Origin of the sequence: Rhizobium jaguaris (assembly GCF_003627755.1) — a bacterium.
Taxonomy (GTDB): domain Bacteria; phylum Pseudomonadota; class Alphaproteobacteria; order Rhizobiales; family Rhizobiaceae; genus Rhizobium; species Rhizobium jaguaris.
Map to the genome: position 1 here is coordinate 1924674 of NZ_CP032694.1, position 15342 is coordinate 1940015.

At 59.0% G+C, this 15342-nt stretch carries 14 protein-coding genes, 1 tRNA gene and 1 pseudogene; 9 read left to right on the forward strand and 7 right to left on the reverse strand.

Annotation, left to right across the window (positions count from 1 at the left end; genetic code table 11):
* The first annotated feature begins 340 nt into the window (after positions 1–340).
* The 4 genes from CCGE525_RS09445 (at position 341) to tig (ending at position 4112) form a co-directional block, all read left to right on the forward strand.
* Positions 341–1495 carry a DUF2157 domain-containing protein gene (locus CCGE525_RS09445; RefSeq protein ID WP_120704033.1) on the forward strand — a complete coding sequence of 385 codons (1155 nt, stop codon included), beginning with the start codon at positions 341–343 and terminating at the stop codon, positions 1493–1495.
* The gene (locus tag CCGE525_RS09450) at positions 1492–2112 is read left to right on the forward strand and encodes a GDYXXLXY domain-containing protein (RefSeq protein ID WP_120704034.1); all 621 of its coding nucleotides are present in this window, start codon (positions 1492–1494) and stop codon (positions 2110–2112) included. The genes CCGE525_RS09445 and CCGE525_RS09450 overlap by 4 nt, the downstream gene beginning before the upstream one ends.
* Before the next feature lie 144 nt (positions 2113–2256).
* Positions 2257–2341: transfer RNA gene (locus tag CCGE525_RS09455), tRNA-Leu, on the forward strand.
* Between the two features lie 274 nt (positions 2342–2615).
* Positions 2616–4112 (forward strand): trigger factor, encoded by a 1497-nt coding sequence (tig, locus tag CCGE525_RS09460; protein ID WP_120706346.1) that lies wholly within the window; start codon positions 2616–2618, stop codon positions 4110–4112.
* A gap of 169 nt (positions 4113–4281) precedes the next feature.
* On the opposite strand, the gene CCGE525_RS09465 is transcribed toward tig, so the two are convergent.
* The gene (locus CCGE525_RS09465) at positions 4282–4728 is read right to left on the reverse strand and encodes a MerR family transcriptional regulator (RefSeq protein ID WP_120704035.1); all 447 of its coding nucleotides are present in this window, start codon (positions 4726–4728) and stop codon (positions 4282–4284) included.
* 76 nt (positions 4729–4804) lie between these two features.
* On the opposite strand from CCGE525_RS09465, the gene CCGE525_RS38935 reads away from it, so the two are divergent.
* From CCGE525_RS38935 to CCGE525_RS09480, 3 genes are read left to right on the forward strand one after another with little or no spacing between them, the layout of a single operon-like run.
* Positions 4805–5401 carry a hypothetical protein gene (locus tag CCGE525_RS38935; RefSeq protein ID WP_245472115.1) on the forward strand — a complete coding sequence of 199 codons (597 nt, stop codon included), beginning with the start codon at positions 4805–4807 and terminating at the stop codon, positions 5399–5401.
* The gene (locus tag CCGE525_RS09475; RefSeq protein WP_120704036.1) at positions 5398–5784 is read left to right on the forward strand and encodes a thioredoxin family protein; all 387 of its coding nucleotides are present in this window, start codon (positions 5398–5400) and stop codon (positions 5782–5784) included. Before CCGE525_RS38935 ends, CCGE525_RS09475 begins: the two co-directional genes overlap by 4 nt.
* The gene (locus tag CCGE525_RS09480) at positions 5784–6494 is read left to right on the forward strand and encodes a cytochrome c biogenesis CcdA family protein (protein WP_120704037.1); all 711 of its coding nucleotides are present in this window, start codon (positions 5784–5786) and stop codon (positions 6492–6494) included. The genes CCGE525_RS09475 and CCGE525_RS09480 overlap by 1 nt, the downstream gene beginning before the upstream one ends.
* A gap of 104 nt (positions 6495–6598) precedes the next feature.
* Here the strand turns inward: CCGE525_RS09480 and sthA are convergent, their stop codons facing one another.
* From sthA to CCGE525_RS09510, 6 genes are all read right to left on the reverse strand, one after another.
* Entirely contained in the window at positions 6599–8002 is a 1404-nt protein-coding gene (gene sthA / locus CCGE525_RS09485) for a Si-specific NAD(P)(+) transhydrogenase (protein WP_120704038.1), read from the reverse strand.
* 102 nt (positions 8003–8104) lie between these two features.
* A complete protein-coding gene (locus CCGE525_RS09490) occupies positions 8105–8701 on the reverse strand; it encodes a dual specificity protein phosphatase family protein (RefSeq protein ID WP_120704039.1) in 597 nt (198 codons plus the stop codon).
* A 258-nt stretch (positions 8702–8959) separates the two neighbouring features.
* On the reverse strand, positions 8960–9772 hold the full coding sequence (gene radC, locus CCGE525_RS09495; RefSeq protein ID WP_120704040.1) for a RadC family protein: 813 nt from the start codon (positions 9770–9772) through the stop codon (positions 8960–8962).
* Between the two features lie 42 nt (positions 9773–9814).
* Positions 9815–10651, reverse strand: a complete 837-nt coding sequence (gene map / locus CCGE525_RS09500) for a type I methionyl aminopeptidase (RefSeq protein WP_120704041.1) — start codon at positions 10649–10651, stop codon at positions 9815–9817.
* 2 nt (positions 10652–10653) lie between these two features.
* Positions 10654–11403 (reverse strand): DNA/RNA nuclease SfsA, encoded by a 750-nt coding sequence (gene sfsA, locus CCGE525_RS09505; protein WP_120704042.1) that lies wholly within the window; start codon positions 11401–11403, stop codon positions 10654–10656.
* Positions 11404–11416: 13 nt separating this feature from the next.
* Complete coding sequence (locus CCGE525_RS09510) at positions 11417–13264, reverse strand: PHA/PHB synthase family protein (protein ID WP_120704043.1); 1848 nt, start codon at positions 13262–13264, stop codon at positions 11417–11419.
* A 158-nt stretch (positions 13265–13422) separates the two neighbouring features.
* Here CCGE525_RS09510 and CCGE525_RS09515 point away from each other — a divergent pair, with 158 nt between their 5' ends.
* Both CCGE525_RS09515 and CCGE525_RS09520 read left to right on the forward strand, forming a co-directional pair.
* Positions 13423–13884, forward strand: coding sequence for a hypothetical protein (locus CCGE525_RS09515; protein WP_120704044.1), 462 nt, complete (start codon positions 13423–13425; stop codon positions 13882–13884).
* A 223-nt stretch (positions 13885–14107) separates the two neighbouring features.
* Positions 14108–15327: pseudogene (locus tag CCGE525_RS09520) on the forward strand (LL-diaminopimelate aminotransferase).
* Positions 15328–15342: the final 15 nt, after the last annotated feature.

Genomic DNA, 15342 nt, shown 5'->3' on the forward strand with positions numbered 1-15342 from the left:
GTGTGCGGCTCCGAATTCTATATGAGGAAATCCTTCCTCAAGCTCTTTCCGGCTTTCGCCGAAGCGGCACGCCACTGCCGTCCTTCGATGCTCATAAAATAGTATGACTTTTGATTTTTGTGCAGCGCAATAATTTCATGGGAGGTATGTGAATTACGCATGCCTTCGAGGCTCTGCATCCTGCGGATCATACTATAACGAATGAAGCCTTAACCCTGCATTAATATGGTGCGATTTTGCCTGCATTACAGGGTAATTTCAGCGATGAATGAGCGACCTCGCTCACCCTTAATATGTGATAAGACAGTTTGATGAGGGAATCGCGGTTTAGAGGCGCGCAATGTACCGGGGCAGGCTGGAGCGTGATCTAAAGGTTTGGGTGGATAAAGGGCTGGTCGACGCGCCGGCAGCGGCGGCGATTCTCAGCGAATACGACAGCCGCCCGGCTAGCTTCAGCCTCGGTCGCGTCCTTGCCGTCATGGCCGCACTTCTTGTCGGAGCTGCGATCCTGCTCTTCGTTGCGTCGAATTGGGATCAGATACCGCGGATCATCAGGCTCTTCGGGCTCATCGCGCTGATCTGGGCCTTTTATCTTGGCGCTGCCTATTCATTTTCGCTCAGACGCTCGATCCTCGCCTCGGCCTTACTGATTCTCGGCACGATGAGTTTCGGCGGCGCCATGTCACTGGTCGGTCAGATGTATAATCTGTCCGGTGATGAACTGACGATGATGATTGTCTGGTTCGCGGCCGCCAGCGTTGCCGCCGCGCTGTTTCGCTCGGGTGGGCAGGTCGCTCTCGCCGGTTTTCTGGCTTGGGGATTTTGCGGCCTCTATCTCTGGGAGCACTATGACGAATGGTACGGCATCATGCCGTGGGCGCCGCCGGTTATGGCGGCCGTGCTGATCGCTCTCGTGCGATATGTCGATGCGCCTGCGTCCCGGCATCTGGCCTATCTCATGCTTGTCGGCTGGCTGACCTGGATCTTCACGCAGTACGGGGGTCTGCGCGCGGCGATCCTGTTTGCTGCCGCCGGCATGATCGCCTTCCTGGCCGCCAGCCTCCCGGTTTCGCCCTTGACGCGGATCGCGCGGACTGCCGGCGTCGCGCCTGCCTTTTATACCTTCCTCATCGCCGCCATCGGCTTCTTCGCAATCCATGGGGAGATCAGCGATGGGGTCTTTGAAAATAATACATGGGTTGAAAACAAGCTGCCTCTTATCGTGCTCGCCTTCGCGACACTGGCAAGCGCGCTTGTTGCAATCATTCTGAGCGGCCGCGACAACGGTCCAGTGCGCTATCTTGCCTACGTCGTCTTTGCTGGCGAAATCTTCTATCTTGCCAATGAGACGGTCGGTTCGATCATCGGCACGTCGGGGTTTTTCCTGATCTGTGGCGCGCTAGTCGCAATCGCCGCCTGGCTGGTCATCCGTCTGGAGCGGCGATTCTCCCATCGCAGCGGCCCCCATAGCGATAGGCAAGGCGTGCAGGCATGACGACGACAGGTGACATCAGTTCCGTTACACCCAATTTCAGCCGTCGCATGTGGATCGCTGCCATCGTTGTCGCAGCACTGCAAACGGCGGTCCTCGGCTATATGGTCGGCGAAAGGGCGTGGGGCCTGAGGAGCGGCGTCGAAGTCCTGTTGAAAACCGCACCGATCGATCCGCGCGATTTGCTGCGCGGCGACTACGTGACGCTGAACTACGATATTTCGCGCGTGCCGGTATCGACCCTGATCGGCGGCGCACCGACGGAAAATAGGAAAAACCAGGTTCTTTCCGTCCGCCTCAAGAGGCAGGATGACGGCTATTGGGGCATCGTCGAATCGTCTTTCGGAAGGCTGGAACCGAAACCGGACACGGTCGTTCTCAAGACCCTGCCTTTCGACTATTTCTCTTATGGCGATAGCGCGCCGCCCCCGCAGGCTACGATCTCGGTCACATACGGCATCGAGCGCTATTATGTGCCTGAGGGCGATGGCCACAATATTGAGGATGCACGCAATCACGACCGTGTTGCGATCGCCGCCCGCGTTTCCGCCGATGGCGAGGCGCATATCAGAAGCCTGCTTTTGGACGGCAAATCCGTCTACGAAGAGCCGCTTTACTGAGAGGATTTCGGCATAAAACCAAACAAGATCCGTGGACGGTCGTGGAACCGTCATTTTTCCTTTGCGTGGTTTAAAACGGGTGATATAGAGACGCCGCGCTCCGGAAGGCCCCATGGGCAGGCATTGCCGTGCGGTTTTGGGAACGCGGGTATGGTGAAATTGGTAGACACGCCAGATTTAGGTTCTGGTGCCGCAAGGCGTGGGAGTTCAAGTCTCTCTACCCGCACCAAGGCTGCCTTGTGGACGGGGGAGGCTTAACGGTCTGTCTCCTGACCCGCTGTTGGAAGCGCCATTTTGCCTAGAGCATCCCGCTTTCGAGTGGAAAGTGGACAAGATGCCCTAGATTCAGAAGAGTAGAGCGACCTTTTGCGCGTTCACGAACGCGCGGCGCTCTAGCAGAATGATGAGGAATTGCATCCAAGCCACGCTCGGGATTTTCCGGCGTCGTGCTCATCGAAACGAACGGCTGTCTGAGCACGGCCGCCATGAATGAAGGTAGGACAATGCAGGTTATCGAAACGCTCGCTGAAGGGCTGAAGCGCGAAATCAAGGTGGTCATCCCGGCCAAGGACATGGAAGTTCGCATGAACGAGCGCCTGGCCGAGGTCAAGGACAAGGTCCGTATCAACGGTTTCCGTCCGGGCAAGGTGCCGGTTGCGCATCTGAAGAAGGTTTACGGCAAGTCGATCATGGCCGACCTCGTTAACGAGATCGTTCGTGACCAGCCGCCGGCAATCCTGACCGAGCGCGGCGAAAAGTCGGCAACCCAGCCGGAAATCGCCATGACCGAGGACAAGGACGAGGCTGAAAAGATCCTCGCCGCTCAGGCCGATTTCGAATTCACGCTCTCCTATGAAGTCATCCCCGCGATCGAACTGAAGCCGGTCAACGGCATCAAGGTGACCCGTGAAGTCGCTGAAATCAGCGAAGACGAAGTCACCGAACAGATCCTGAAGATCGCCGAAAGCGCCCGCAGCTACGAGACCAAGAAGGGCAAGGCCGCCGATGGCGACCGCGTCACCATCGATTATCTCGGCAAGGTCGACGGCGAAGCCTTCGAAGGCGGCAAGGATGAAGACGCTCAGCTCGTCCTCGGCTCCAACCGCTTCATCCCGGGCTTCGAAGAGCAGCTCGTCGGCTTCAAGGCTGACGACGAGAAGACCATCACCGTGACGTTCCCGGTCGATTACCCGGCCAAGAACCTCGCCGGCAAGGAAGCCACTTTCGACATCAAGGTGAAGGAAGTCGCAGCTCCCGGCGAAATTGAAATCAACGACGAACTCGCCTCCAAGCTCGGCATCGAATCCGCCGACCGCCTGAAGGAAATCGTTCGCGGCCAGATTGAAAGCCAGTACGGCTCGGTCACCCGCCAGAAGGTCAAGCGTCAGATCCTCGACCAGCTCGACGAGATGTACCAGTTCGACACGCCGCAGAAGCTGGTGGAAGCTGAATTCGCCAGCATCTGGCGTCAGATCGAGGCCGATCTCAGCGAATCGGGCAAGACCTTCGAAGACGAAGATACGACCGAGGAGAAGGCTCGCGAAGAATACCGCAAGCTCGCCGAGCGCCGCGTCCGCCTCGGCCTCGTTCTCTCTGAAATCGGCGAAAAGGCCGGCGTCGAAGTGAGCGAAGACGAATTGCAGCGCGCCCTTTATGCGCAGCTCCAGCAGTTCCCGGGCCAGGAAAAGGAAATCCTGGAATTCTTCCGCAACACGCCCGGCGCTTCCGCCAACCTGCGCGCGCCGATCTTCGAAGAAAAGGTCATCGACCACCTGCTGACCGAAGTCGACGTCACCGACAAGACCGTTTCCAAGGAAGCGCTGCTGGCTGACGACGAAGCCGAAACGGAAGACAAGCCGGCAGCCAAGAAGGCTGCTCCGAAGAAGAAGGCTGCCGCCAAGGCTGAAGCAACCGAAGCCGCCGCCGAAGGCGAAGAAGCTGCTGCTCCGAAGAAGAAGGCCGCTCCGAAGAAGAAGGCTGCTGAAGACAGCGCCGAATAATCCGGTTTTCTTTCCTGAAGAAATCAGGCCCTGCCGTTCGCGGCGGGGCCTTTTTTGTTGGCGCAGACGTCGGGAATTTGTGGAATTCGGCAGCAGAAACCATCAGCCATGCCGGTAGCGCATTCCGCCACAAGCGGTCATCAGAGATCAGTGCCTCATTATTGTCGGGTCAGCGGCCGCAGCAGGACGACGTGCTTTGCCCCGCAAGGTCTTTTAAAATGACGCATCCTGCTCCAGGCCCGCCGGCGCAGGCGTCGTTACAGCGCTGCACGAAATCAGCAAGACGCTTTTCCAGGATCCGTAGTTCCTCAAGCTTTGTCCGTACTTCGTCCAGATGCGCCTGCGCGATGTCGCGCGTTTCGGTGCAATCCCGCTCGCCGCTGATAGACAAATCAAGAAGGACGCGAACCTGCTCGATACCGAACCCAAAGTCTCGGCACTGCTTGATGAAGGTGAGCCGAGATAGGTCGCTGTTTTCATAATAGCGCTGTCCTGCAGCCGAACGCCGCGCTTTCGGCAGCAGACCGATCTCTTCATAGAACCTGATCGTTGGCGCGGTTACATCCGAGGCCTTTGCCAACGCCCCAATGCTGAACACGGGCTTGTGAAGATTCATGTCGATGCCGCTCCTTGACCTTAAAGTTACTTGAGGGAGTAGGCTTCCACTAGTCACGATTTCGGGAGGTCGGAGAATGGACAATACGACGAAACTTGCGGGCGTGGGTGCGCTTGCCTGCGCCGCTTGTTGCGCAATCCCGCTGCTGTCAGCCGTGGGGGCAGGTATAGCGGCAGGCACGGGAACAATTGGTTTTCCTTTGGCCCTGGCGGCGGTCCTGCCCCTCGGCCTGATGCTTCTTCACTCAAGACGGCGGAAAGAAGCTGCGGCCGGGAGTGGCACCATGACCCTGCCGACCGCCAGTTCATGCGGCTGCGGCACGGGTACAACTACGAATGCCCAAATGCCACTCATCGCCTGCACATTGGACGCGACAGATTTCAAAGCGCGGACCGCCGAGATACAGAACATCGCGTCTCGATACCTGCAAAGGGTCTCAAGGCAGTCGCTCTCAATCGAACTGACCTACTTGCCGGCGGCCCAGGCGCAACTGCGGGATCTGGTTCGCAAGGAAACTCAATGCTGCGCATTCCTGACTTTCGATCTGAGGGAACGCGGGAATGCCGTAGTGCTCGTGATAACCGCACCTGAAGAGGCCGGCGATGCAGCCCACATGCTGTTCGACCGCTTCGCACCACCCATCATCCAAAGACAGTTGGAGAACGCCCAATGAACCGTCGTCAATTCATCTCGACCTTGTCTGCCCTCATCCTCTCAATGACCGCGGCTTCCGGCGGCCATGCAGCCGGGATCGGCATTCCCGGCTTCGATGAGGCTGCCTCCGCCGGCGTGCCGGTCCTCGTACATGTCACCGCGACGTGGTGCGAGACCTGTCAGGCGCAGAAGCCCGTGGTTGCAAAGCTAGTCGGCAAGGGTGATTTCGCGTCGATGAAGAAATTCGATGTCGATTTCGACACCCAGAAAAACGTGCTGCGACAACTTCGCGTCCAGAGCCAGAGCACGATGGTGCTCTTCAAGAATGGCAAGGAAATCGACAGAAGCGTTGGCGTCACCGACCCCGCTGAGATCAAAGCTTTTCTGCGCAAGGCGCTGTAATGACCGCGCTCGCCTTCCTGGCTGGTATCCTATCGATCATGTCGCCGTGCGTCCTGCCGCTGGTGCCTGTCGTCATGGCGGCCGCTGCGGCAGAACATCGAGCAGCACCTCTGGCGCTGGCGGCAGGGCTGGCCATATCCTTCACTGCCATCGGCATTTTCGTGGCGACGATCGGGTTTTCCATCGGGTTGGACATGACGCTGTTCAGGATCCTGTCCGCGGTCCTGCTCATCGTCACCGGAGCCATACTTGTTCTGCCTCCGCTGCAGGCGGGTTTTGCGACCGCCACGGGTCCCTTCAGCGACTGGGCTCAGAGCCGCTTCCGGGGATCGCCCACTGCGGGGATCGGTGGCCAGTTCGGCGTCGGCCTTTTGCTCGGCGCCGTCTGGACGCCTTGCGTCGGGCCGACGCTTGGCGCCGCCTCCGTAATGGCCGCAAGGGGCGAAAACCTGACGGCGGTGACCGTGACCATGCTTGCCTTCGGCATAGGCGCTGCGGTGCCACTTGTCGTCCTGGGCTTGGTTTCCCGCGAGGCTCTTGTTCGATGGCGTGGGCATGTGGCGCGATCGGCGGGCGGCCTAAAGCTGACCCTAGGTGTCCTACTCATCCTTGCAGGAGCGATGACACTCACAGGCACTGACCGGATTATTCAAACTGCATTGCAGGATGTCATGCCAAAGTGGCTGCTGGCGCTGACCACACAGATCTAACTTCGCTCCGAAGGTGGCCATTATTGGCATTTGCCGCAAATCATCGGAAAGTAGGGCATCCTCGCTCCGATTGGACCGGGAGAGGGGACTATTCCACAAGCTGCTCAAATCTCCGACTTGATATCGCCCATGCGATTCCACGCATCCAGGCCGGCAATTTTGTAGGCTTCGGCGAGCGTCGGGTAGTTGAAGGTGTTCTCGACGAAATATTCGACCGTGCCTTTGAGGTTCAACACCGCTTGGCCGATATGGACGAGTTCGGTTGCACCTTCGCCGACGATGTGGACGCCAAGCAGGCGGCGGGTCTTCAGCGAGAAGATCATCTTCAAGAGGCCGGTGTCGAGGCCCATGATATGGCCGCGAGACGTCTCGCGGAAACGGGCGATGCCGCATTCGTAGGGAATGTGGCGTTCCTTAACCTCTTCCTCGGACAGGCCGCAGGTGGAGATTTCCGGGACGGCATAGATGCCGTAGGGGAAGTATTTCGGCGGCTCCTTGGCGATGGCGCCGACAGCGACGCGGGCAGCGATTCGGCCCTGTTCCATCGAGGTCGAAGCGAGGCTCGGAAAACCGACGACGTCGCCGGCCGCAAAGATATGGGGGACATTGGTGGCAAAGGTTTCGGGATTGACGCTGAGGCGGCCGCGATTGTCGGCTTCGAGACCGGCGGCGGCCAAATTGAGCGTATCGGTCGCGCCCATGCGGCCGGCCGCAAACAGCACCATATCAGTGACGATGCGGCGGCCATTGTCCAGCAGCAGTTCCACCTTGCCGTTCTCCCGGACGACCTTCTCGGCCTTTTGTCCCAACAGGAGCTTCATGTTGCGGTCGCGAAGCTGGTAGATGAAATCCTCGACGATTTCCTTGTCGATGAAGTCGAGCATCGTCGATTTCGGGTCGATCAATGTCACCTGCGTGTCGAGCGAACTGAAGATCGTCGCATATTCGATGCCGATGACGCCGGCGCCGATGACGACCATCGAACGCGGCAGATCCCCGATTTCCAGCAATTCGTCGCTGTCGAGAACGGTCTTGCCGTCGAAGGGCATGTAATCGGGGCGAAAGGGTTTGGTGCCGACCGCGAGCAGAATGCTGGCGCCCGTGACATGGACGATCTCGCCATCATCCTTGATGACCTGCATCGTCTGCGGATCGACGAAGCTCGCCTTGCCGCGTATGTGGTGCACGCGGTTGCGGGCGAACTGATGCTCGAGCACTTCGACCTCATGGTCGAGGGTGATCAACAGGCGGCGGCGCAGATCCTCGGCGCTGATTTCCTGTTTGACGCGGTAGGCGCGACCGTAGAAGCCGCGTTCGCGCCAGCCGGAGAGGTTGAGCGCGGTTTCACGCAGCGTCTTTGACGGAATTGTGCCGGTGTGCACGGATACGCCGCCGACCCGCTTGCCCTGCTCGATCACAAGCACCCTCTTGCCGAGCTTGGCGGCCTGAATGGCGCCTCTGCGTCCTGCAGGGCCGCTGCCCACGACTATGAGATCGAATTGGTCCATCAGGAAGCCTCGGGTGATAGATTAAGAATCAATGTCGCAACGCAACATGCCGTCCGTCAACCGGTAGCCGCTCAATGTTACAGATTATCTAACAGGAAATGATCAGGAGCTGGAAAGGCCGAGCCAGGGCTCCAGCTTTTCAAAAGTCCGGTCCATGGCATAGGCGCCGGTGAAGGAAAGCGGCAGATGTCCGTACATGATCGACATCTGACCTTCCGCGGTCGCTTCGCCGGTTTTGGCGATAGCCGCGAGATAGAGGGCTGAGGCAAGCCCGGTGCGATCAGCGCCTGCCTGGCAATGGATCAGCAACGGCTTCGGTGCGTCGCGCATGATTTCGACGAGCTGGGCTGCCCGCGCCTGGGGCAGTTCGTGATTGGCGGACATCTTGAAGTCGATGTGGTTGATATTGAGTTCCTTCGCCTGGGCGACTTCGTTGTCATACCAACTGCGGCCGCTGTTGTCGCCGCGCAGATTGATGATGGTCTTGATGCCGTATTTCTTCTGCAGTTCGGCGATCGTCGCAGCCGATGGCTGGGAAGAGCGGTAGAGCTCGCCGGCGATGACGGGATGGAAATTCGTCGTCCAGAGCATGTGCGCGTAGAAGCCGCCGGCGATCAACGCAAAGGGAGTGAACGCTAGGAGCATGCTGCGGCAGATGCGGCGCAGTTGATGAGAAAGCGGTGATGATGTCTTCGGCATGTGGTCTCCGCACACGCCGAACCTCGAGCAGATAAGGCGCAAACAAAACAACGGCTTCCGCCGGCAAATGCGCCGATGTGGAGGCGGCGTCCTTCTGTCAGAACATCCTGACAAATACCTGAAAAGTGGAGCGTGTTACCTAAGGTTGAAAATATCGAGATATCGACAATCGAAATCTCTACCCGCGGCAAATAATGCGATAAAGAACAGGTTGATATAATAATATTCTAATGTGTCGCTCCATCTGGGATGGCGCATTTAAATGAGCTGCAGCGCCCTGAAGCTGACGTGGCCGTTCTTGCCGATGATAATATGATCGTGAACGGTGATGCCCAAAGGACCGGCCGTGTCGATGATCGTCTTCGTCATATCGATATCGGCGCGCGAGGGAGTGGGATCCCCGGAGGGGTGGTTGTGCACGAGAATAACGGCCGTGGCCGAGAGTTCGAGGGCTCGTCTGACTACTTCGCGCGGATAGACCGGCGTATGGTCGACGGTGCCCAAACCCTGCACCTCGTCGGCGATCAGGGCATTGCGCTTATCGAGAAACAGGATGCGAAACTGTTCGCGCGTCTCGTGCGCCATGGCGGTATGGCAATAATCGATCAGCGCTTTCCACGAGGAGAGCACCGGTTTACCGCTGAGCTCGCTTTTCAGCATGCGTTGCGCGACGGTCGCCACCAGCTTCAGATCGAGAGCCACTGCTTCGCCGACCCCGCTGATTTCCTGCAGCAGGTTGGCCGGCGCGCCGAAGACGCCGCCGAGCGTGCCGAAACGGGCAAGCAGCGCCTTGGCGATCGGCTTGGTATCGCGGCGGGGGATTAGACGAAAGAGCAAGAGTTCGAGGATTTCATAGTCGGCAAGCGCCGTGTCGCCGCCATCGCGATAACGATTGCGAAGGCGTTCCCGGTGGCCGTGATAGTGAGCCTCGGCATTGGTCGGCGTGCTCGGCAATTTCGCCGGTTTGTCGCGTGGAGCGGTCTTGGTGGATTGATGGGCGAAAAACAGCCGCTCGTCGAAAAGCGGAGCGTCTTCAGGACCATCCGTTGCCCCGCCGCTATCGATGGGCATGTCGCCATGTCCGGAGGAAGAAGCGGGGTGTTTCGCCATCAATTACCCCTGCAACGGCGGCAGGCCGGGGCGGTCGAGGCCGCCGGGCGACAGGGTGAAAATCTCGCAGCCCGTGGCCGTGACGCCGACGGTATGTTCGTATTGTGCCGACAGCGAGCGGTCGCGCGTGACCGCCGTCCAGCCGTCGCCGAGCACTTTCACATGCGGTCTTCCAAGGTTGATCATCGGCTCGATGGTGAAGATCATCCCTTCGCGCAGTTCCGGGCCTTCGCTGGCACGCCCGTAATGCAGGATGTTCGGTGAATCATGGAACAGGCTTCCGACGCCATGGCCGCAGAAGTCCCGCACGACGGAGCAACGCTCCGCTTCGGCATAGGTCTGGATCGCCTCGCCGATGGCCCCGGTCCTAGCACCTGGACGCACGGCGGCAATACCGCGCATCAGCGATTCATAGGTCACTTCCAGCAGCCGCTCCGCCGAGCGCTTGATCTCGCCTACGGGATACATGCGGCTGGAATCGCCATGCCAGCCGTCGAGCACGTAGGTCACATCGATGTTGACGATGTCACCGTCGCGCAGCGGCTTGTCATTGGGAATGCCGTGACAGACGACGTGGTTGATCGAGGTGCACGACGATTTCATGTAGCCGCGATAGTTCAGTGTCGCCGGGTAGGCGCCGTGATCCATGCCGAATTCGAAGACGAAGCGATCGATGACATCGGTCGGTACACCAGGCCCGACGATATCAGCCAGTTCGTCGAGGCAACGGGCGGTCAATTGGCACGCCTTGCGCATTCCTGCGAAAGCATCCGGTCCGTAGAGGCGGATGGCGCCCGTATTTTTCGACGGCGCCGTTGCCGCTTCGATGTAATTCACCATGACTAGCCTTCAGCAGAAATCTTTATACTGTTATTTAATGCAGCTATGCCGGGTTCGTCTATCGGGATCAACCCCGCGGGCGTTATTTCCGTCGGCGAAACCCTGCATTTCAAAGCGTAGACTTCAACACCGCGTTTCAACGCTCGCTCGAAAGCAGTCGCGTAAACCCTATCAAGATCGGCGCAGATGCGAAAGCGCTGGCAATCGTGCCGCTGGATCACGTACAGCATGACGGCACGGTATCCCGCTTCCGCCATATCGCCCAGTTCTTCCAGATGCTTGGCACCGCGGGCTGTGACCGTATCAGGAAATTCGGCAAGGCCCGGCTGGCGCATGAAATGCACATTCTTGACTTCGACATAGGTGGTTGTCCTCAAGGGATCGGTCAAGAGCAGGTCGATGCGGGAATTGCGGCCGTAGTTCTGTTCGCGCCGCACGCTCGTGTAGTCGCCGAGGTCGGAAACCTGGCTGAGAGCGATTGCCTCCGCCGCCAGCCGGTTCGGCATCGCAGTATTGACCCCGACCGTGGTACCGTCGGCCTCGATCAATTCGAAGACGTGACGATATTTGCGCTTGTGGCCATCATGTTCGGAAAGCCAGATTCGCGAACCCGGTGCCGTCAGGCCCTGCATCGAGCCGGTATTCGGGCAGGAACCGGTGATGATCTCGCCACTTTCCAGTTCGGCATCGAAGAGGAAGCGCTTGTAGCGGGCGATCAGCCGTGCGGGGACGAGGGGCGGATTGAACAGCATGGACGATCGCCGCTCAGGCGCGCTCCATCACGAAGCTGCCAGGCGCTTCCTCAAGGGCGTTCAGCGCCGCGCCGCCGGGCTTGCGGGCGGGAACCATGCGACTGTCGTGGCTCTTGATCCAATCATGCCAGTGAGGCCACCACGAGCCGGGCGTCTCCTTGGCCTCCACCAGCCATCGATCGTAGTCGCCCTTGACGGGGCCGCCGGTCCAGAACTGGTATTTGTGCTTGCCCGGCGGGTTGACGACGCCGGCGATGTGGCCGGACCCCGTCACCACGAATTCTACCGGACCGCCGAAGAACTGGCTGCCGACGAAGACGGATTTGGCCGGCGCAATATGGTCCTCGCGTGTCGCCAGATTATAGACGGGTATCTTGACGTCCTTCAGCGACAGTTTCTTGCCGTCGAGCATCATCTTGCCCTGGCTGAGCGCATTGTCGAGATAGCAATTGCGCAGATAAAAAGAGTGGTTGGCGGCGGCCATTCGTGTGGAATCGGCGTTCCAGAACAGCAGATCAAAGGGCAGGGGTTCCTGGCCCTTCAGATAGTTGTTGACGAAATAGGGCCAGATCAGTTCCGAGGCGCGCAGCATATTGAAGGCGGTCGCCATCTTCGAACCCTCGAGATAGCCGAGCGCGTTCATCTGCTCTTCGAGTGCCGCGATCTGCTCCTCGTCGACGAAGACCTTGAGATCGCCGGCAAAGGTGAAATCGACTTGCGTCGTCAGGAAGGTTACCGTGCGGATGCGCTTGTTCTTTTCCTTGGCATGCAGGGCAAGTGTCGCAGCCAACAGCGTGCCGCCAACGCAATAGCCAACGGCGTTGACTTCCTTTTCGCCGGTCGCCTTCTCGATCGTCTCCAACGCGAAATCGATGCCTTCACGGGCATAGGATGTCCAGTCCTTGGCCGCATGGCGCTTGTCCGGGTTCACCCAGGAGATGACGAAGACGGTATGCCCCTGTTCGACACACCATTTGATGAAGGATTTCTGCGGGTTGAGATCGAGAATATAGAACTTGTTGATCCAGGGCGGGCAGATCAGCAGCGGCCGCTTCAAAACCTTGTCTGTCGCTGCCTCGTATTGAATGACCTGGCAGACGTCGCTTTGCGCGATCACCTTGCCGGGCGTCAGCGCCATGTCCCGCCCTACGGCGAATTTCGTCATGTCGGTCTGGCGCAGCCGCAATTCGCCGTGGCCGGCGCTCATGTCCTCGGCGAAGATCTTCATGCCGCGCACCAGGTTTTCCGCATTAGAAGCTACGGTCTCGCGGTAGAGCTGCGGGTTGGTCGCAACGAAATTGGCCGGTGAAAGCGCCGCGGTGATCTGCTTGGTGTAGAAAGCGGCCTTGTGGCGCGTGTGCTCGTCCAATCCTTCGGCGTCAGTGACCAGCTTCTCCGCCCAGCCGGAGGTCAGGAGATAGGTTTGGCGCAGGAAATCGAAGAAGGGATTCTTTTGCCAGTCCTCATCGGCGAAGCGCTTGTCCTTGACCGGCTCAGCTTCGGGTTCAGCAGCCGAATCGCCGCTGAGACGCTGCATGGTTTTTGTCCACAGGCCGAAATAGCCGGATAGCAGGTAAGTCTGCGCCTCCAATGTCCGGCGCGGATCGGAAAGCCAGTATTCGCCGACCTTGGAGAGCGTCTTCACTATGTCGGTTATCGGATCGGCGACGGTGTCGATCTTCTCACCGCGCTCGCGCGGGGCGAGCCAGGCAGATGCCGCTTTGCCGAGATTTTCCAGAGCACGGGCAAAGTTCACGGCCATCGCCTCGGGGTCTTTGACAATGTAAGCCTCGACCGACTTCGGATCGAAGCCGGGAAAGGCGCCGTTGCCTTCACTTTTATCCCGCTTGCTGTCGGTCACGCATCATCCTCCCGGCGGCAGCTCTCTTTTGTTTTCCATTTGTACATCTTGCCGGAAAAGGAATACAAGTCGAATGAAACGCATCCCTGCTCTTGCTTTGCCGCTGCGACAAATTTAACAGTCGCAACCCACGGCAAGGAACAGGGCAGGACGACAATATGGGCGGCGGCATGGTGGCAAGACTCAACCGGTATTCCGTACTCTGCGGTGCTTTGTGCGGCATTATTGCACTGGCGCTAGCTGGCTGCTCGACACCCGAGGAAAAAGCGGCCTTTGCAAAAAGGCAGCAACCGCCGCAGGCTGTGGTCGTCAAATCGGCTGCGGGCAAGCCGGTCGACGAAGGCAACACGCAGCAGCACTACAAGGACGGTTATCCATCCTTCAACGCTCCTCCCACGGCGGCGAATGTCCAGATCAACGACCAGCAGGCGGCAGATCTCGTCAAGCAACTGACGGCGCTCGGTACACAGCGCAAGGATGGCACGATTTCGGAGGCCGAATATCAGAAACGCGTCGCCGAAATGCGCAAGCTCGCGGCCGAGCACGGCCAGGACACGCTGTCGCAAATTCATCAACAGAGCGCTGAGCCCAGCCAGACGCCCGCACCGACGCAGAATTAGCCTTGCGTTTCAGCCGATTTGGACGCAAAGCGTTCAGACAGGCTGAATTTCGATGTTTCTTCCTGGGTTGAAAACGCTTTGCGTCTGTCACCGTCAAAGATTCACCGTATCCTTCGCGTCACTATAGTTGCGGCGCCGCGATTCCGGAGTTCGTATCGCGGCTGACCGGGAGATCGACGAACTTCATTGCGGTTGTGAGGGCCGCTGTCCCATGGGGAAAGAAATGGAAGAGTTTCATAAAGTCCGGCGTTTGCCGCCCTACGTTTTCGAACAGGTCAATCGTTTGAAAGCGAGCGCGCGAGCGGGCGGGGCGGACATTATCGACCTCGGCATGGGCAATCCGGACCTTCCGACCCCAAGGCAATCGTCGACAAGCTGTGCGAAGTGGTCCAGGACCCGCGCACGCATCGTTATTCCTCTTCCAAGGGCATTCCTGGTCTGCGCCGTGCGCAGGCGGCCTATTACGCTCGCCGCTTCGGCGTCAAGCTCAATCCGGATACGCAGGTGGTCGCCACCCTCGGCTCCAAGGAAGGCTTCGCCAATATGGCGCAGGCGATCACGGCGCCGGGCGACGTTATCCTTTGCCCGAACCCGACCTATCCGATCCATGCCTTCGGCTTCCTGATGGCGGGCGGCGTTATCCGCTCGATGCAGGTCGAGCCGGACGACAGTTTCTTCCCGCCGCTGGAACGCGCCGTGCGCCATTCGATCCCGAAGCCGCTGGCGCTGATTCTGAATTACCCGTCGAACCCGACTGCCTATGTCGCGACGCTGGATTTCTACAAAGAGGTTATCGCCTTCGCGAAGAAGCACGACATCATCGTGCTGTCGGATCTCGCCTATTCGGAAATCTACTTCAACGATGACCCGCCGCCCTCCGTTCTGGAAATTCCGGGCGCAATGGATGTCACCGTCGAGTTCACCTCGATGTCGAAGACCTTCTCCATGCCCGGCTGGCGCATGGGCTTCGCCGTTGGCAACGAGCGCCTGATCGCGGCGTTGACGCGTGTCAAATCCTACCTCGATTACGGTGCCTTCACGCCGATCCAGGTGGCGGCGACGCATGCGCTGAACGGCGACGGCTCCGATATCGCGGAAGTCCGCAACATCTATAAGCGTCGCCGCGACGTGCTGGTCGAAAGCTTCGGCAAGGCTGGTTTCGATGTGCCGCCGCCGGCAGCGACCATGTTTGCCTGGGCTAAGATCCCGGAAAAATTCCGCCATCTCGGTTCGCTGGAGTTCTCGAAGCTTTTGGTCGAGAAGGCTGATATCGCGGTGGCGCCCGGCATCGGTTTCGGCGAGCAGGGCGACGATTATGTTCGTATTGCGCTTGTCGAGAATGAGCATCGCATCCGCCAGGCGGCGCGCAATTTGAAGCGCTTCCTCTCCACCGCGGATGAGACCATGCATAATGTGATTTCACTGAACGCCCATCGCTCGTAATTTTTCACGGCAGCC